The 17,892-nt window shown below is 55.1% G+C and carries 18 protein-coding genes and 1 tRNA gene; 13 read left to right on the plus strand and 6 right to left on the minus strand.

Features of this window, described 5'->3' with window-relative positions; genetic code table 11:
* Positions 1-113: 113 nt before the first annotated feature.
* From kbl to GSQ62_RS11955, 3 genes are all read left to right on the plus strand, one after another.
* Positions 114-1,304 carry a glycine C-acetyltransferase gene (gene kbl / locus GSQ62_RS11945; RefSeq protein WP_161891427.1) on the plus strand — a complete coding sequence of 397 codons (1,191 nt, stop codon included), beginning with the start codon at positions 114-116 and terminating at the stop codon, positions 1,302-1,304.
* A gap of 98 nt (positions 1,305-1,402) precedes the next feature.
* Positions 1,403-1,690: a hypothetical protein gene (locus tag GSQ62_RS11950; protein ID WP_161889713.1), complete on the plus strand. Its 288-nt coding sequence runs from the start codon at positions 1,403-1,405 to the stop codon at positions 1,688-1,690.
* A 21-nt stretch (positions 1,691-1,711) separates the two neighbouring features.
* The gene (locus GSQ62_RS11955; RefSeq protein ID WP_161889714.1) at positions 1,712-1,909 is read left to right on the plus strand and encodes a PLDc N-terminal domain-containing protein; all 198 of its coding nucleotides are present in this window, start codon (positions 1,712-1,714) and stop codon (positions 1,907-1,909) included.
* A gap of 105 nt (positions 1,910-2,014) precedes the next feature.
* On the opposite strand, the gene cdaA is transcribed toward GSQ62_RS11955, so the two are convergent.
* Positions 2,015-2,860 (minus strand): diadenylate cyclase CdaA, encoded by an 846-nt coding sequence (gene cdaA, locus GSQ62_RS11960; protein WP_161889715.1) that lies wholly within the window; start codon positions 2,858-2,860, stop codon positions 2,015-2,017.
* A complete protein-coding gene (folP, locus tag GSQ62_RS11965) occupies positions 2,857-3,723 on the minus strand; it encodes a dihydropteroate synthase (RefSeq protein WP_202621776.1) in 867 nt (288 codons plus the stop codon). Before folP ends, cdaA begins: the two co-directional genes overlap by 4 nt.
* A 35-nt stretch (positions 3,724-3,758) precedes the next feature.
* Between folP and GSQ62_RS11970 the strand changes: the two genes are divergently transcribed.
* The 4 genes from GSQ62_RS11970 (at position 3,759) to GSQ62_RS11985 (ending at position 6,973) form a co-directional block, all read left to right on the plus strand.
* Complete coding sequence (locus GSQ62_RS11970; protein WP_161889717.1) at positions 3,759-4,304, plus strand: DUF1599 domain-containing protein; 546 nt, start codon at positions 3,759-3,761, stop codon at positions 4,302-4,304.
* 224 nt (positions 4,305-4,528) lie between these two features.
* Positions 4,529-5,620, plus strand: coding sequence for a BT_3928 family protein (locus GSQ62_RS11975; protein WP_161889718.1), 1,092 nt, complete (start codon positions 4,529-4,531; stop codon positions 5,618-5,620).
* 138 nt (positions 5,621-5,758) lie between these two features.
* A complete protein-coding gene (locus tag GSQ62_RS11980; RefSeq protein ID WP_237586606.1) occupies positions 5,759-6,268 on the plus strand; it encodes a shikimate kinase in 510 nt (169 codons plus the stop codon).
* A gap of 96 nt (positions 6,269-6,364) precedes the next feature.
* Entirely contained in the window at positions 6,365-6,973 is a 609-nt protein-coding gene (locus GSQ62_RS11985; protein WP_161889719.1) for a sterol desaturase family protein, read from the plus strand.
* Positions 6,974-7,071: 98 nt separating this feature from the next.
* Here GSQ62_RS11985 and GSQ62_RS20680 read toward each other — a convergent pair whose 3' ends face one another.
* Positions 7,072-7,242, minus strand: a complete 171-nt coding sequence (locus tag GSQ62_RS20680; protein ID WP_202621777.1) for a hypothetical protein — start codon at positions 7,240-7,242, stop codon at positions 7,072-7,074.
* Positions 7,243-7,855: 613 nt separating this feature from the next.
* On the opposite strand from GSQ62_RS20680, the gene GSQ62_RS11990 reads away from it, so the two are divergent.
* On the plus strand, positions 7,856-9,367 hold the full coding sequence (locus GSQ62_RS11990) for a malate:quinone oxidoreductase (protein WP_161889720.1): 1,512 nt from the start codon (positions 7,856-7,858) through the stop codon (positions 9,365-9,367).
* Between the two features lie 469 nt (positions 9,368-9,836).
* Here GSQ62_RS11990 and GSQ62_RS11995 read toward each other — a convergent pair whose 3' ends face one another.
* From GSQ62_RS11995 to GSQ62_RS12005, 3 genes are all read right to left on the minus strand, one after another.
* A complete protein-coding gene (locus tag GSQ62_RS11995) occupies positions 9,837-10,472 on the minus strand; it encodes a hypothetical protein (RefSeq protein ID WP_161889721.1) in 636 nt (211 codons plus the stop codon).
* Positions 10,473-10,893: 421 nt separating this feature from the next.
* On the minus strand, positions 10,894-11,412 hold the full coding sequence (locus GSQ62_RS12000) for a GyrI-like domain-containing protein (RefSeq protein ID WP_161889722.1): 519 nt from the start codon (positions 11,410-11,412) through the stop codon (positions 10,894-10,896).
* Positions 11,409-13,178: an ABC transporter ATP-binding protein gene (locus GSQ62_RS12005; protein ID WP_161889723.1), complete on the minus strand. Its 1,770-nt coding sequence runs from the start codon at positions 13,176-13,178 to the stop codon at positions 11,409-11,411. Before GSQ62_RS12005 ends, GSQ62_RS12000 begins: the two co-directional genes overlap by 4 nt.
* 250 nt (positions 13,179-13,428) lie before the next feature.
* Between GSQ62_RS12005 and pheS the strand changes: the two genes are divergently transcribed.
* From pheS to GSQ62_RS12030, 5 genes are all read left to right on the plus strand, one after another.
* On the plus strand, positions 13,429-14,454 hold the full coding sequence (gene pheS, locus GSQ62_RS12010; protein ID WP_161891429.1) for a phenylalanine--tRNA ligase subunit alpha: 1,026 nt from the start codon (positions 13,429-13,431) through the stop codon (positions 14,452-14,454).
* Between the two features lie 236 nt (positions 14,455-14,690).
* Positions 14,691-15,548 (plus strand): 3-hydroxyacyl-CoA dehydrogenase family protein, encoded by an 858-nt coding sequence (locus GSQ62_RS12015; RefSeq protein WP_161889724.1) that lies wholly within the window; start codon positions 14,691-14,693, stop codon positions 15,546-15,548.
* Positions 15,541-15,966, plus strand: a complete 426-nt coding sequence (locus tag GSQ62_RS12020; protein ID WP_161889725.1) for a Rieske (2Fe-2S) protein — start codon at positions 15,541-15,543, stop codon at positions 15,964-15,966. The genes GSQ62_RS12015 and GSQ62_RS12020 overlap by 8 nt, the downstream gene beginning before the upstream one ends.
* A 125-nt stretch (positions 15,967-16,091) precedes the next feature.
* A tRNA-Asn gene (locus GSQ62_RS12025) sits at positions 16,092-16,165 on the plus strand.
* 397 nt (positions 16,166-16,562) lie between these two features.
* On the plus strand, positions 16,563-17,819 hold the full coding sequence (locus tag GSQ62_RS12030; protein ID WP_161889726.1) for a hypothetical protein: 1,257 nt from the start codon (positions 16,563-16,565) through the stop codon (positions 17,817-17,819).
* The last annotated feature ends 73 nt before the right edge of the window (positions 17,820-17,892 follow it).

Consider the following 17,892-nt stretch of genomic DNA (forward strand, 5'->3'; position numbering starts at 1 on the left):
TAGTCGTCAATTATATATAAAGTCTTGTGTCTCGATACCTGATACTGGTGTCCTTTCACGTAGCGGTATATAGCATCACGAACAACGAGAAACGAATAACGGACAACGAAAATATGTACGAAACCTTAAAAGCAGACCTGGAGCAGCAACTGGCCGAAATCCAGGAGGCGGGACTCTATAAAAAGGAGCGCATCATCACCACGCCGCAGGGCGCCGACATCAACACCACGGCGCAGACGCACGTGCTCAACTTCTGCGCCAACAACTACCTGGGCCTCTCGGCGCACCCGCGCGTAATAGCGGCAGCGAAAGAAACCATCGACACGCACGGCTACGGCATGAGCTCGGTGCGCTTTATCTGTGGCACACAGGACATCCACAAGGAACTGGAGCGGAAACTGTCGGAGTTTCTCGGCACAGAAGACACCATTCTGTATGCCGCCGCCTTCGACGCCAACGGCGGCGTGTTCGAGCCGCTGTTCGATGCCGAGTCGGCCATTATATCAGATGCCCTGAACCATGCGTCCATCATCGACGGCATCCGTTTGTGCAAGGCGCAGCGCTTCCGCTACGAGCACAACAACATGGCAGACCTGGAGGCAAAGCTGCAGGAGGCGCAGGGGGCAAAGCACCGGGTGGTTGTGACAGACGGGGCCTTTTCGATGGACGGCACCATTGCGCAACTGGACGTGATCTCGGAGCTGGCGGAGAAATACAACGCCGTGCTGCTGGTCGACGACTCGCACGCCACGGGCTTTATGGGCAAAACGGGCCGCGGCACGCACGAGTACCATCACGTGATGGGCAAGGTCGATATCATCACTGGTACGCTGGGCAAAGCGCTCGGGGGCGCGATGGGGGGCTTCACCTCCGGCCACAAGGAGATTATCGACATGCTGCGGCAGCGCTCGCGGCCCTACCTGTTCTCCAACTCGCTGGCCCCGTCTATCGTCGGCGCTTCCATCGCCGTGCTGGACCTGCTGAGCTCCACTACCGAGCTGCGTGACAAGCTGGAGTGGAACACCAAATACTTCCGCGAAAAGATTACGCAGGCGGGCTTCGATATCAAGCCCGGCGACCACCCGATTGTGCCGGTGATGCTGTACGACGCCCCGCTGGCGCAGGAGTTTGCCGCCCGCATGCTGGACAAAGGCATCTACGTCATCGGTTTTTACTACCCGGTGGTGCCGAAGGGGCAGGCGCGCATCCGGGTGCAACTCTCGGCCGTACACGACCGGGAGCATATAGACAAGTGCATCAGCGCGTTTGTGGAGACAGGGAAAGAGCTTGGTGTCCTGAAATAGGCGCAACAGGCCTTTTGCAGCGGCAAAGCCACCCCCGGATTTGGGAGTGGCTTTGCTATTTCCTATCTTGAACAGGCAATGACAGTAACGACACAGCGATGAACAACATAAAAATAAAACCGGGGCAGCTCTTATTGGGCACTGTGCTGTCGTGGCTGGTGATTTCTTTCCTGGCATATACCACGGCGGGCTTACGGGGCGAGGAGCACCTAACGGGCACGCTGCTGCAAATCGCGTTCTACTTTTCTGTGCTGCTGTCGGCGGAGGCCTATATCAGCATGCTGCTGAACCCGCAGTGGACGCGTGTGAACTTCGGCATGGTGCTGCTGCTCTGCGCGCCCGCGCTGCTTTACCTGATGTGGTTCGTGAGCGAGAAGCTGTTTTAACCCGCAAGCAGCCTGCAACCCATGGACCTGTTGAAGAACGCCCCTCTCATTACGTTACTGATTGCCCTTAACTATTCTTTGGTGGCCGTATCGCTGGTACACCTCATTTTCCGGACACACTACACGGTGGGGCAGCGGCTTACCTGGGTGGTGGTGCTGTGGGTGCTGCCAGTGCTGGGGCCAGCGGCCTACTGGCTCTTCTGGCTCCGGCGGAATTAGCAAAGCCTTTCAAAAAAGTTCGCAGAAACAACGGCATGCCTAACAGCTATATATAGCCGGTGCATGCCATCGCTCATAATCCCGCTGCGGTGCCATATATAGCGGTTAGGCCGCGCTTGCTGACTTCTCGGAGGCCGGGGCGGTTGTTGCCCGCTGGTCTGTATCGAAGAGGAACTGGTTCAGTTTGAGGCGCAGGTCGGCGGAAGAGAGGTTGCGGTAGGCCTGCCCGTTGCGCACCAGCGCGATCTGCCCCGTCTCCTCCGACACCACCAGCACGATGCTGTCCGTGATCTCCGTCAAACCGATGGCCGCACGGTGGCGCAAGCCCATGGAAGCCGGGATTTCCTGGTTCTCTGAAACGGGCAGAATGCAGCGGGCCGCTTTGATGCGGTTGTTGGAGATGATGACCGCGCCATCGTGCAGGGGGCTGTTCTTGTTGAAGATGGACATGAGCAGGCGCTTCGAGATCACGGCGTCAATCAAATCACCCGACTCGGCGTAATACTTCAGCTCGGAGCTTTTGGAGAAAACAATCAGGGCGCCGGTGTTTTTGCCCGCCAGCGATTTGGCCGCCTCTATAAAAGGCGTCAGGCTGAGCTTCTCGGCCTGCTCGCGGCGCCACGGGAAGCCCCGGAAAAAGCGGTCGTTGTTGAAGGCAGTGGTCTTGCCGATCATCAGCAGGAAACGCCGTATCTCCGGCTGGAACAGAATGATGGCCGCCAGCACGCCCACACCCATAAACTGGCCCAGGATAATGCTGAGCAACTCCATGCCGGCGGCGCGCACCACCAGGTACAGCAGGTAGATAGAGAGCAGGCCCAGGAAAATCTTCAGCGCCACGCTGCCCGTCAGGAGTTTGTACAACTGGTACAGCAGCACCGTCACCAGCAGGATATCGATGATATCGAGCAGCTCTATCTCTAAAAAGCCTATGCTGAATAAAAAGATCAAAGTATTGTTTTCTTATAGAGTTCCACTGTTTGCTTCGCTTCTTTTACGTCGTGTACCCGCAGAATGGCTGCACCCTTCATCAACGCCACCATGTTCAGGGCTATTGTGCCGGTGAGCGCGTCAGCCTGCCCGATGCCCAGCGTTTTATAGACCATCGACTTGCGCGAGAGCCCGGCCAGAACCGGCAGCCCGAACACACGGAGCTCGTCGAGGCGGCGCAGCAGTTCAAAGTTGTGGCTTACGGTTTTGGCGAAGCCGAAGCCGGGGTCCAGGATGATGTCTTTCACGCCCAGTTGTGTTAGCCGCGCTACCTGTTCCTGCAGTTCGTCCACCACTTCTACTGCCACATCCCCGTACTTAGCCAACGTCGTCATGGTCTGCGGCGTTCCACGCATGTGCATGAGTATATAGGGCACCTGCAGCCGGGCCACCGTCGGGAACATGGCCTCGTCCAAATGCCCGCCCGCAATGTCGTTGATGATGGCCGCACCTGCCTGCACCGCCGCTTCGGCCACCGCCGCCCTGAATGTGTCTACAGAAATCACCGCCTCCGGGAAGTTGCCGGCAATGGCTTCGATGGCTGGCGCTACTCGGTCAATCTCCTCCTGCACAGGTATATCGGTGGCGCCGGGCCGCGAGGAATAACCGCCAATGTCCAGCATGTCTGCGCCGTCGGCCAGCATGGCTTCGGCCCGCTGCAGCACCTCTTCTGTGGAGCGGAGGCGGCTGCCGGCGTAGAAAGAATCGGGGGTGACGTTCAGGATGCCCATGACCAGCGGGGCGTCCAGGAGCAGGAGCTTTCCGCGGCAGTTGAGTGTGGATTTTGTGCTAAAAAGCGTATCTTTCGCTTCCAAAGTTGGCATGTACGTCTGTTGATTTTAAAATTAAAGCTAAAAACTTGATTAATCAAACACTTCAGGAATATGATCAGGTCGTGCAGCGTTGCAAGGACACCTTTGTGAAGAAAACGCAGGATTATGGCACTGCCTGGCGCATATTGCGGCTTCCCTCCATCACCGACCAGATCTTTATCAAGGCGCAGCGCATCCGCTCCATCCAGGAGAAAGGGAAGCAGTTGGTGGAGGACGATATAAACGGGGAGTTTGTGGGCATCATTAATTATTGCATCATTGCGCTGATGCAATTGCACCTGCCCCCCGACGCAGACATGAACCTGTCGGCCCAGGAAGTGGAGCGGCAGTACATGCACCACATCGAAGAGAACATCAAGCTGCTGAACGCCAAAAACCACGATTACGGCGAGGCGTGGCGCGACATGCGCGTGAGTTCCATCACCGACATCATCCTGATGAAGCTCTACCGCACCAAGCAGATCGAAGACAACGCGGGGCAGACGCTGATCTCGGAGGGGGTGGAGGCCAACTACCGCGACATGATCAATTACGCTGTGTTCGCTTTGATAAAGCTGGGGTTTGCGGGGTGAGAGACTTCCAACCACCCCTAACCCCTCCTTGTCTAAGGAGGGGAGTCGGCCTATAGTAAAGCAGCGTAAAAGCTCTGTAGCTATAGTTTTTAATCGCAAGAAGTAAAAGTTTAACAAAATGCATCAGAGGCTAAGGTAGTAGGGGAATCTCCCCTCCTTAGACAAGGAGGGGCAGGGGTAGTTAGACCCGGAACTCTGACACGATACAACACATGAAATAACCAATGAAATATATAAGCACGTTCTGCTGGCTGTTTGTAGGAGTCCTGTTCATCTTTTCGGGGCTGATTAAAATAAACGACCCGGTGGGCACCGCCATCAAGCTGGAGGAGTATTTTGAGGTTTTCTCCACGGACATATCCCCGATTTTTAAATTATTCGAGCCGTACTCGCTGTTCCTGTCTATTTTTCTGAGCGCGGCGGAGATCGTGCTGGGAGTGGCGCTGCTGGTGCGCTGGCAACTGAAGGTGGTGATATGGGCGCTGCTGCTCATGATCGTGTTCTTCACTTTCCTCACCTTTTACTCGGCCTATTTCAACAAAGTGACGGACTGCGGCTGCTTCGGCGACGCCATCAAACTGACGCCCTGGGAGTCGTTTATAAAAGACGTGGTGCTGCTGGCCATGATCCTGGTGCTGCTGTTCACGCAGGAGCACCTGCGGCCCATCATGCGGCAGGCATCGGGGGCGGTGATCACCATCATCACGGCGGCTATCTCCATTATGGTGGGCTGGTACGCCTACGAGCACCTGCCCTATATCGATTTCCGGGCTTACAAGATAGGCAACAACATCCCGACGCTCATGCAGCCCTCGGCCCCGCTGCGGTACAAGTACATCATGACGAAGGGCGGGCAGCAGGAGGAGTTCGAAACATATCCCACCGACCCGGCCTATGCGTTTAAAGAGATGGTGGCCATCAACCCCGAGGATGGGCCCAAAATTACGGACTTTAACGTGTGGAACGACACCGCTGACTTTACGCAGGAGGTGCTGACGGGCAAGAAACTGCTGATACTGGTGCAGAGCGTGGACAAGGCCGAAAGGGCGAACTTCGAGGATATAAACAAACTGGTGAAGGCGGCAGAGCAGCAGGGCATTACGCCGATGGTGATAACCAGCAGCAGCGGCGCTGATTTTGAGGTGTTCCGCCACGAACTGAACCTGGCCGCCCCCTACTATTACGGCGACGGCACCGTGCTGAAGACCATCATCCGCTCCAACCCCGGTATCCTGCTGCTGCAGGACGGCACCGTAAAAGGCAAGTGGCACCACAACGACACCCCGGATATAGAAGAGGTAACGGCGCTGCTGTAGGCGTTGTTCGTGTTTCGTTATTCGTTTCTCGTGGTAGGCGCGCCTGCAAAATGAGGATATATAGCTAAGCACAAACCTTCGCCATAATTCCTTCAAGCATGGTGCTCATTTCTAATTCATAATTTCTAATTGAAGAAAATGAGAATTTTCCTGATAGGCATGATGGGCAGCGGGAAAACCACGCTGGGCAGGCAACTGGCGGCGGATCTGCACTGCCCCTTCGTGGACCTGGACGCATACCTGGAGCAGCGGGAGGGCCGCAGCATCGCCCAACTTTTTGAACAGGAGGGGCAGGAGCGGTTCCGGGAGATGGAGCGGGAGGCGCTGGAGGCCGTGGTGCAGGAATATGGCCATGCCGTCATCTCCACGGGCGGCGGCGCCCCCTGCTTCTTCGACAACATCGGATTTATGAACCACCACGGCAGAACTTTTTTCCTGGATGTGCCTGTCGAAGAGATTTCCAGAAGGCTCCTGGCCTCTGACCTGCAGGTGCGGCCCCTGTTGGCTGGTAAAACGCAAGAGGAGATTAAATCTTTTCTGCTTAAAACATTAAGCCACCGCAGGCAGTTTTATGAGCGCGCCGGCACCACGCTGCAAGGTGGAGATATAAGCGCTGTGTTGTTGCAGCAGTTGCTCAACAATAACTAAGGAGGTGCGTTAAATGAAAGATATAAGGACACTCCACGCGACGCACCCACCAAATTAAGTAGTTTTGCAGCATCATAAGTAAAGCAAAATATCCCTATGAAACCTAACCACAAAGGACGCGCCCAGATTTTCGAGAACCCCGTACTTGAGAGACTGACCCGAACGCACATTTCCCTGCCCATCACCATTTTCGTTGCCTTTGCCGCAGGCCTGGTTTATTATGGCATCACGCACAGCTTTATCGGGGTGATAGAGGCTGTCGGCCTGTTCTTGATTGGCTGGCTTCTTTTCTCGCTGCTCGAGTATGTGGCGCACCGCTTCCTTTTCCACATGAGCACCGACACGCCTGCCAAAGCGAGGATACAGTACACGTTTCACGGCAACCACCACGAGTACCCCAAAGACAAGGAGCGCCTGGCCATGCCGCCCATCGTGAGCGTGCTCGTGGCATCGCTGCTGTTTTTCGTGTTCAAGCTTGTATTCGGGCCGCTCGTGTTTGGCATATTGGCGGGCTTGCTGTTTGGCTACGCCATGTACCTGTTCGTGCATTACGCCGTGCATGCCTATGCGCCGCCCAAGAACTTCCTGAAGACGCTCTGGATACACCACAGCATCCATCATTACAAAGACCCGAACGTGGCCTATGGTGTTTCGTCGCCGCTCTGGGATTATGTGCTGGGCACTATGCCCAGGCGGTCGAGGTAAGCACCCTGTATACCACACCCGCAACCATATATAAATCAGAAAGGGAGCCTTTGAGGCTCCCTTTCTGATTTATATATGGTTCTATACTCCCGGCCCCCTCAGCCTCTGAACTTGCGCACCAGCCAGCCAACCAGCAGCACCACTAGCACGATGATGATGACAGCCGTCCACATGCCAGCCTCAAATATATCTCCAACAAGTTCGCAACTGCTCAGCGTCAGTGTGAGCAGCACGAGCAGGGTCATGAGGTAAACGCGTATATTTTTCATTTTCTTAGATGTTAAAAAGTCCGGACTGATTTTGAATATGGCTGGCAAGGCATCATCAGTCGCTTATATGATAATATTGCCATGTTAGCTGTTTACTGGCACTGGCCGAAAAAGGTTGAGCATACGGCGCTTCCGCGCAACTCCGGTAAGCGCAGAACGCGGAAAAAGCCGCCGGCGCCAGGCCTCCCGGACGCACCGGCAAAAGGCGGCCAAGGCTTTCGCGGACAAGGCCGGGCGCGTTCAGAATTTCACTTTCCCCGGAACAGCCGCTCTGTAAGGAGGCCGCCAGCCGCACCGGGCGGGGGAGATGGCCACGCGTTGTGCCCCGGCACCGAACATACCGCGTCACCGGCTGTTTATTCTGACAGTAAGCTGAGTTCCGGCAGGCGGGACAGTTATATGTGGCACAAAATCTCCGGGCCAGACGCAGCTTTTTTAGCCGGTGTGCTGTAAGTTTGCCGCTATAAGAGCAAACAAGGGAGCGGCCCGGAAATGCGCCAGGTCGCGGCATATAATTGAGAGGTTTTATGGCTCGTCGGCGCATAAAAACGTACGCTTTCTAAAGTTTGAAATGTTTTACCGACTTCATTGTCTTTCATAATTTATATATAGGATGAACCATAGCAACAATTCCGCAGATCCTGATGTAGTGCTGATCGGCGCTGGTATCATGAGCGCCACGCTGGGCGTGCTGTTAAAGGAGCTGCAACCTGACATAACCATCGAGATTTACGAGCGGCTGGATATGGCGGCGGCTGAAAGCTCCGATGCCTGGAACAACGCCGGTACAGGCCACTCCGCCTTCTGCGAACTGAACTACACACCGGTGCTCGCCGACGGGTCCATCGAGACGTCCAAAGCTGTTAAGATTGCGGAGTCGTTCGAGGTGTCGAAGCAGTTCTGGGCCTACCTCATCGAGGGCGACCTCATCAAGATACCCGGCAACTTCATCCGGAGCATCCCGCACATGAGCTTTGTCTGGGGCGATGCCAACGTCCGCTTCCTCGACAAGCGCTACAGGGCGCTCACGGAATGCCACCTCTTTAAAGGCATGGAGTACTCCGAGGACCCGAAGCAGCTGGCCGAGTGGATGCCGCTGATCATGGAGGGCCGCGACAAATCGCAGAAAGTGGCCGCCACCCGCATGGAGATAGGCACCGACGTGAACTTTGGGGAGCTGACCCGCCGCATGTTCGATTACCTGAAGGAGCTGGACGGCGTTACGCTGCACTTTAACCACGAGGTGCGGAAACTGAAGCGGCAGCCGGACAGCAGATGGCAGATAAAGGTAAAAGACAGGGCCTCAGGCGGCAAGCGGAAAGTAAAGGCGAAGTTCATCTTTATAGGGGCGGGCGGCGGCTCGCTGCACCTGCTCGAGAAATCGGATATACCGGAGGGCAAGGGCTATGGCGGCTTCCCGGTGAGCGGCCAGTGGCTGAAGTGTACAAACCCGGCCGTGATCAAAAAGCACCAGGCGAAGGTATATGGCAAGGCTGCCGTGGGCTCGCCGCCCATGTCGGTGCCGCACCTCGACACCAGGATGATCAACGGGAAGCGGGAGCTGCTCTTCGGGCCCTATGCGGGCTTCTCCACGAAGTTCCTAAAGAGCGGGTCTTACTTCGACCTGGCGCGTTCCATCAAAGTGAACAACCTGCGGCCCATGATGGCGGCCGGCATCAAGAACATCCCGCTCACCCGCTACCTCATCGACCAGGTGCGCCAGTCGCCGGAGGACAGGATGGCGGCCCTGCGGCAGTACTTCCCGAACGCCAGGAGCGAGGACTGGAAACTGGAGATGGCCGGACAGCGGGTGCAGGTAATCAAAAAAGATCCCAGGCACGGCGGCGTGCTGGAGTTCGGCACCGAGGTGGTGAGCGCCGCCGACGGTTCCATTGCCGCGCTGCTGGGCGCCTCGCCGGGGGCCTCCACGGCCGTGTCCATCATGCTGGACCTGCTGGGGCGCTGCTTCAAAAACAAGCTGAACTCCGCGGAATGGCAGGCAAAGCTGAAGCAGATGATTCCTTCTTACGGAGAGCCGCTCGGAGACGACGCCCGGCTGCTGGAGGAGGTCAGGGAGCACACCAGCGAGGTGCTCGGCCTGAAAAACATTGAGCAGCTACACTAAGCTACGATAAGTTATATATAGCAGAGCCCCTCCGGTGCGGTCAGATGACATCACATGCTGCCACGCCGGAGGGGCTTCCTGCTTCTACACCAACTCAGGCTGTAGAAATCGGATAAATACCCTTATTAACTACGCCTCGCACACACTCGCTGGGGCTATATATCCAACTGCCCCTCCTTAGACAAGCAGGGAGGTTCCTCTTGCTTCTTCTCCTTGCAGGCAACTGGCAATGCATGGGTATATAGGCTGGGCTTCATTTACAGGTATCTCACCAACTATAGGTACCATCGTTTGAAGAAGCAGGAGCAGACTCCCCTCCTGGGGTAGAAGCCCTCTACAAGGGCAAGGAGGGGCAGGGGTGGTTCGAAACATATACAGCTCTTGATCCTGACATCAGTCGCTCGAGTCCTTCAATAAAGTGCCGCTATATATAAAGCAGCAAAAAGGGAGAAAGTCGGACTTGCGCGGTTCAGTCGGTGCCCCTGGTTGTCAGGTGGGGGCCTGCGCCGGGGGCGAAGAGGCGCAAAAACTCGGTGGGCGCGGCCTCAAAATAGTCCTCCTCCAGGTTATGCGCCGCCATCAGGTGCCTGCAAACCTTCCCCTCATGGGCAAAGGGCAGCTTAAACCGGACGACATGCTCGCCGTCTACCAGGCGGGAACTGACCATAAACAGGGCGTTGTTTCGGTACCAGTGCCTTTTGCGGATGGCGAACCGCACGCTGTTCACAAAATAGTGGTCGAGCACGGTGCTTCCCCGGCCAGTGTACACCTCAAAAAAGTTCGTGACCTGCAGGTAGTGCGTCTTGCCGTCTCTGGCAGCCACCAGGGCACTGATTTCCGCCAACTGCCCCTGTGTGAAATGCACCACCTGCTTCTCATCCGGCACGTCCACCACCAGCAGAAACCAGGGCGACTTTTTGTAGGCTACCGTAACAGGGCGGACAAAGCGGAGGATGGCGTGGCTCTCCCGGACATCCGCAACATATGCTTCCGTGGCAGTCTCCTCCGCCGCCCCGAGCGAGGCCGTGATGTTTCCGAATTTCTCTTGCGCAGCGGCTGTTGTAGCCAGCAGCAGCGCAAGCAGGTAAAGTAAGCAGGTTTTCATGTAAAGGTAAAGGCTGAGGATGCGCGTGTTTACTGGTAATTGTCTCCGGTTAAGTACGCCACAAATATATAGTATATTATATATTAAGCAACCTATATATAACTGATCATTCGGTTTTTAGAAGGATCAGCTATCCTTTGTCACCTATATGGTATAGAAAGGCGCCTTCTCCATCAATCACATGGCGGACCTGGAGGAGTTTCAATCGCACCTATATGGTATAGAAAGCTGGAACAGCGGGGCTTATTGTGCGGTACGGGAACCAGGCTTCAATCGCACCTATATGGTGTATGCTGTGTCTGCAAACCTGTATAAGGGGGCAGGAGGCGGGGCAATAGGTTTTCCCATCCATGCTCCGAGTCTACAACCTGAAGCATGTGTGTTGTCGGAGCAGCGCAGAAACCGCTCACTTTATATATCCTCACTTCTTCACGGGCACCTCCACCACGCCCCGGTCACTCGCCGGGAACCACTCCACGTAAAAGTCCTCCAGCTTCAGGTTCTCTTGGTCGGCATATTCGAAAACGGCGGCGTAGAGTTTTCGTGGCAACAGGGCTAAATCAGCGTTTGCCTCTGCATGAACTACTTTGCGGCCACCCGGCACCACGCGCAGTTCGTAGCCTTCCGGAAGGGTTACGCTTGTGTCCGGTATGATGACGCCGATAAAAGCACGAATACTATCAGCGCTTTTATCAGGGTTGTTGTAGTAGATGTTGCCTAAGGTGCCAATCAGTTCGCCGCTCTTCATTAATCTGGCGGATATTCTAAAAGCGCCCTGTAAATCTTCATCTTTTAAGGAACCTTCAAATGGGATACCCGCCACATAGATAGTTTTGGAAGTGGTAACGGCAACCTCCGGCTCCGTGAAGCCGCCGAGGTAGGTGTACAGCACCAGCAGCACAATGGCCAGGCCAGCCATTACGTAAAAGAATTTTTTCATAAGTCGATCATGTTCTTGTACTGCATCCTGTACAGCTGCGCGTAGTAGCCGTTGTGCTCCAGCAACTCCTCGTGGTTGCCCATCTCCTTCAGCTCGCCGCGGTCCAGCACAATAATCTTGTCCGCCTTCTGGATGGTGGACAGGCGGTGCGCAATCACGATGGAGGTGCGGCCGTGCATCAGCTGGTCGATGGCGTACTGGATCAGTTCCTCGGTTTCGGAGTCAACGCTGGAGGTGGCCTCATCGAGGATGATGATCTCGGGGTTATAGACCATCGCGCGCACGAACGAGATCAGCTGCCGCTGCCCCCCGGAGAGGGTGGCGCCCCGCTCCATCACCTGGTAATGCAGGCCGCCCGGCAGCCGCTCGATGAACCTGCGCGCGCCCACCAGATCGGCGGCCTCCCATATCTGCTTTTCGGTGATGGCCTTGTTGCCCAGCGTGATGTTGTCGGCAATGGAGCCGGAGAACAGGAACACATCCTGCAGCACCACCCCGATGTGGTGGCGCAACACGCTCAGGTCGTACTCCTGCAGGTTGTGCCCGTCGATGATGATCTCGCCTTTGTTGATCTCATAGAAGCGGTTCAGCAGGTTGATGACCGAGGTTTTACCGGCCCCCGTGGCCCCCACGAAAGCCACTGACTCCCCGGCTTTCACCTCAAACGACAAATCGCGCAGCACCCAGTCTTCGTCCTGGTAGGCAAACCACACGTTCCGGAAGCTCACGTTGCCCCTTATCTTCTCCGGCGCATAGCTCCCGTTGTCAGGGATCATCTCCTTGCTGTCGAGCAGGCGCATGAGGCGCTCGGTGCTCACCACCCCCAGTTGCAGCGTGTTAAAGCGGTCGGCAATCATCCGGATGGGGCGGAAGAACATCTGGATATATAAAATGAATGCCATCAGCGTGCCCAGCGAGGTTTCGTCCTCGATCACGCCATGGGCCCCGTACCACACCAGCAGGCCCAGCCCGGCCGCCCCGATGATCTCCGCCACCGGGAAGTAGATGGAGTAGTAGAGCACCGAGCGGATGTTGGCGCGGGTATGCTCCTTGTTGATGGCCTTGAACTTTTCCATCTCCCGGTCCTCGTTGTTGAAGATCTGCACGATGCTCATGCCCGTTATATGCTCCTGCACAAAAGAGTTGAGTTTCGCCACCGCCGTGCGCACCTCCTGAAAAGTGCCTTTTATCTTCTCTTTGAAGATGTAGGTGCTTATGATCATGATCGGGAACGTGGAGAGGCTTACCAGCGTCAGCTCCCAGTCTATATAAAACATGAAGCCCACGATGAACACCAACTGCAGCACGTCGCCGATCATGGCGGCCAGGCCCTCGCTGAACACATCTGACAGCGTCTCCACATCCGACACGTTGCGCGTCACCAGCGTGCCGATGGGGGTGCGGTCGAAGAACTTCAGGCGCAGGTTCAGGATGTGGCGGTACAGCTTGATGCGGATGTCGCGCACCACGTTCTGGCCCAGCCACCCGGCGTAGTAGGTGTGCAGGTACTGCACAATGGCGTTGGCCACCAGCAGCACGCTCAGTATCACGAACATGCGCGTCAGGCCCTCCCAGTCGTTGTTCAGTATGTCGTTGTCCACGGTGTACTGAATCAGGAACGGGCGCACCGCACCCAGAATGGCCAGGGCAAACGTCAGGAACACGATAAAGTAAAACGTCCGGATGTAGGGCCTTACGAATGTGAAGAGCCGCTTCAGCACGTCAGAGTCAAGTACTATCCCGCTGTTTTTAGGTTTGTCTTCCAAAGTAGTAGAATCGCTATATGGCACGGCAAGGAATCTGCTTCCTGCCGCCCTCTTGTAACCATCTGTAAAGTTAATGGTTTTACGCGAAGGGTTTAACCCGGAATCACGAATCCCGCGCCATATACCCTGATAAACTCCCGGAGCGTTGTCACTTGTCATTCATCCTTCATCCTTTTTCATAACCCTCTTCGCCCCAACTCAGAACAGCCGGCATAGCGACTAAAGCGCCAAATGATTATCTTTGCACATGATGGTGGAGAACATACAACACGTAGCACACGAGATAGAGGTGGCGGCGCTCACGAACGCTGCCGAACTGGAGCAGTTCCGGATTTCCTATATAGGCCGCAAGGGCCGCATCGCCGACCTGTTCGATAACCTGAAGCAGGTGGCGCCGGAGCAGCGCCGCGAGGTGGGCCAGCAACTGAACGCATTAAAGAACCGCGCCCAGGAGCGCTTCGACCAGGCGCAGGAGCAGCTCGCCAGTGCCGCCGGCACGGCGGGAGACACCGGCTTTGATTTCACGCTGCCCCCCGTGCCCAACACGCTGGGCACGCGCCACCCGCTCTCGCTGGTGCGCCAGGAGATTGTGCGCATTTTTGAGCGCATCGGCTTTAACGTGGCCGAAGGCCCGGAGATGGAGGACGACTGGCACAACTTCTCGGCCCTGAACTTCCCGGAGAATCACCCTGCCCGCGAAATGCAGGACACCTTCTTTTTGAGTGAGAACAAAGACAAGCTGCTTCGCACGCACACGTCCACGGTGCAGGTGCGCCTGATGGAGAACAACCACCCGCCGCTGCGCAGCATCATGCCGGGCCGCGTGTACCGCAACGAGGCCATCTCGGCGCGGGCGCACATGGTGTTTCACCAGGTGGAGGGCCTGTACGTGAACAAGGGCGTGAGCTTCAAAGACCTGAAAGAGACACTCTATTACTTTGCAAAGGAGATGTTCGGGCAGGATACGCAAATCCGCTTCCGGCCGTCGTTTTTCCCGTTCACGGAGCCGAGCGCCGAGATTGACATTACCTGCTTTATCTGTAAGGGCGCGGGCTGCAACATCTGCAAGGGCAGCGGCTGGGTCGAGATTGGCGGCTCCGGCATGGTGGACCCCGCCGTGCTCCAGAGCTCCGGCATCGACCCGGGAATTTACTCCGGCTTTGCCTTCGGGATGGGCATTGAGCGCATCACCATGCTGAAATACCAGATAAAAGACCTCCGCCTCTTCACCGAGAACGACGTGCGCTTCCTGCGCCAGTTTGAGGGGGTTATTTGATGGTTGATTGCTGGTTGTTGATTGTTAAATTGCTTAATGGTTAGATAGCTGACTTCGCAGATAGTTGGCAGCTCAGCCATATAGCCATTTTCTTTTCAGTTGAACACTTCAGGTGGTATATAAGCGTTATCAACTTAGGAGGAAGGCAAACAAAAGCTGTATCAACCATTAAGCCATATAGCCATTTAACAATCAACAACCAGCAACCACCAATCAAACAATCACCAACCAAAACCATGCAGCTGGAGGAAATCAGGACAATCGGGGTAGTAGGCGCCGGCACCATGGGCCAGGGCATTGCGCAGGTCTGCGCGCAGGCGGGCTACAAAACCATCCTGTTTGACATCAGCGCGCAGGTGCTGGAGAAGGCGAAGCAGACGACCCTGAAGAACCTGGACGAGGGCATTGCACGGGGCAAACTGACGGAAAGCGATAAAGACGCTGCCCTGGGCAACCTCTCTTACACCGGCGACACCCTGCAATTAAGCTGCGACGTGATAATAGAGGCCGTGGTGGAGCGGCTGGAGGTGAAACAAAGCATCTTCAGGGAACTGGCCAGCATGAACCCGCCCGGCACCATACTGGCCTCCAACACCTCCTCTATTCCCATCACGCAGATTGCCGCCACCATCCCAAACCCGGAGCGCGTGGTGGGCATGCACTTCTTCAACCCTGCCCATATCATGAAACTGGTAGAGGTAATTTCCGGGGCCGCTACCTCGCCCGCTATCGCCCAGACCATAAAGGAGCTGGCCGGGAAATTAGGCAAGACGGCCGTGATGGCGATGGATTCGCCGGGCTTTATCGTGAACCGTGTGGCGCGCCACTTTTATGTGGAAGGGCTGAAACTGCTGGAGGAAGGCGTGGCCGACGTAGAGACGATTGATAGACTGATGCGGGCCAGCGGCTTCAAAATGGGCCCGTTTGAACTCATGGACCTGATTGGTGTTGATACTAATTATGCCGTAACCGCCTCCATGTTCGAGGCCTTTCATTATGACGCAAAATTCAGACCGAGCCGCCTGCAGCAGCAGAAAGTGGACGCCGGGCACCACGGCCGCAAGTCGGGCAAAGGGTTTTATATATATGAGTAAGCCCTGGGCGCTGTTCGTGCTCCTGCTCCTGCTTGCCACCGCCTGCAGCGACGGCAACCGGGTGGGCCCGCATATACCCGACGTGATTGTGGACGAGCAGCTGAACGTGAACAGCCAGCTGTTCCCGACGCTGCGCCAGGACGGTGGCTACGCCTATATCCCCGGCGGCTACAAAGGCATCCTGGTGGTGCGCCAGAACGCCGGCCAGTACTACGCCTTCGAGCGTGCCTGCCCCTACGACCCCACCGCCGCCTGCTCAAAGGTAGAGGTGGACCCTTCGAACCTGTTTATCGTGGACGACTGCTGCGGCTCCCAGTTCAACCTGCAGGGGGAGGTAACAGGCGGCCCGGCCGTGTATGGCCTGCGGCAGTACCAGACGGCCCTGATGGGCTCCGTGCTGTATATCACGAATCAGTAGGTTTGGGTTGATTTTTGACAGATTAAAACTTCCCGCAAAATTTTCGCGGCGCGTGCTTGCGTCATAAGCAAAACTGCCGTAATATTGCACCATCAATCAGCGCAACAGCTGCTGACGCGATAAATTCCTCCTTAGCTCAGTTGGTTAGAGCACATGACTGTTAATCATGGGGTCCCTGGTTCGAGCCCAGGAGGGGGAGCTTGATAATCAGCCACTTACAGGTAAAACTTGTAAGTGGCTGATTTTGTTTCTATGCTCTTCCCTCTGCCTATATAGCCTGCTGGTGCAGCAATTATTTGTCCCTGATCTATACCGCACTCAAAACTCCTACCGCACCAAATCATATATAGTAAGTCATATATAAATTAGGTCAATCACCACTGCACAAATGCAATGACTTAAAGTGAACTCAACCCATATATGCGTCTCATCTGCTGGATTGAGATAAAAGACCTTACCGTTCAACCCCTCTCATGTATATCAAGCCACTTTTTAACAAATGGCTTTTTTTCGGAATGGAGTGGCTCTAATTATTTTTCTTTATATATAAACATCCTTATATTCAGACCTGCGACCACAGAAAACAAACTCGTCCCATGAAAAAGCGCTACCTCTTGCCCTTCCTGCTCTTTGTTACCTTAACCTCATGCGAAGATGAGAAGGAGAATCCTTCACCCCAGCCTGATGCAAAGGCAGTTTCATTTAACTTCAGGCTTGACCCCCTGCCAGAGGAAACAAAGGATTTTGAGCTGATCATATCGCAGAAAGATGGAGAGGTGCTGCTTGACACTATGCTTGCAGGCAGGAGGGAACACGAGCTTAAAGTAAACTCGGAAGACACTAAGTTTAACGTCACCACCATTTACTCGAACCCGTCCACTAAAAAGTACTCAATGAGGACGTACGTGCAGGTGAACCCGGACGGCTGGCACATCGATGATGGCATTAACACCAGGGAAGAAGCCGAGACGGTGCCTTCTAAGGTCTACTACAGCAATGCTATAAACCATAAAAATTACGGCTCGAGTAGAATTGAGTTCGGCGCCATTAGGGTTGAATTGTTCAGGTTTTTCCCTCTTGGAAGTTCCATAGATGATCCCCTTATCCTTATGGTGGAGTATGACAGAAAGTTTAAAAACGACTTATCTTACCTGCTGCTGGCAGACCAGGGCAAGTACATCTTTGCCGAAGTGACATCACCGGAAACACATGTTGACTTTTCGAACGCAGGCACCGCCATCAAACGCAAGTATAAAAGGCCTGATGGTGTACCCCCTCTTACTTCGGTGCTTTTCGGATACACGAAGGCTGGCGACTACAGTAACCCGGTCACGCTTTACCTATCGAGCCGTAACCCTGAAGAATATGACCTGCAGTTCCCACAGACCGTTGTTGAGGAGTTTGAGCTGATGCTATCTTATATGGAGTTTGGAGGCTATATACATCAATACTGGCATGTCGACTCAACTGTCCCTGAGGAGATGCCCCTTCTGCCAAAGTCTGATTTTACCGTCACCAAGTCTCTGTTCAACGATTTCCAGGTGAAATTTGCGGAAGACAAACCCAGCACTTATGATTTGTTCTGGACGTCCAGGACCGCCAACCTCAATGCGGATTGGCAGGTTTTTCTTTCCCCGGAGGAGACCACCTTTAACATGGAGGGCTTCATCGAAAAGCTCAGCGCTACAACCCTGAAAGGGAAATCCCTCTCTGACTTTAGGCTCTACCGGGTCATGTCACAAACGGCCAAAGATTACACGCACCAGTCTATGCATAACTATCTGAACAACCCTCAGGCCTATTCGCGAAAGGAACTGAGGCAGTACCGTAGAATTTATATATTCACTTCTTAGCGAAAACTTCTCCTCCCGGTTACTTCTTCCTGCACCTCACCTGTTTCATGGGTTTTCTAATTCGATCAATTCC

It is taken from the genome of Pontibacter russatus, from assembly GCF_009931655.1.
Lineage (GTDB): Bacteria > Bacteroidota > Bacteroidia > Cytophagales > Hymenobacteraceae > Pontibacter > Pontibacter russatus.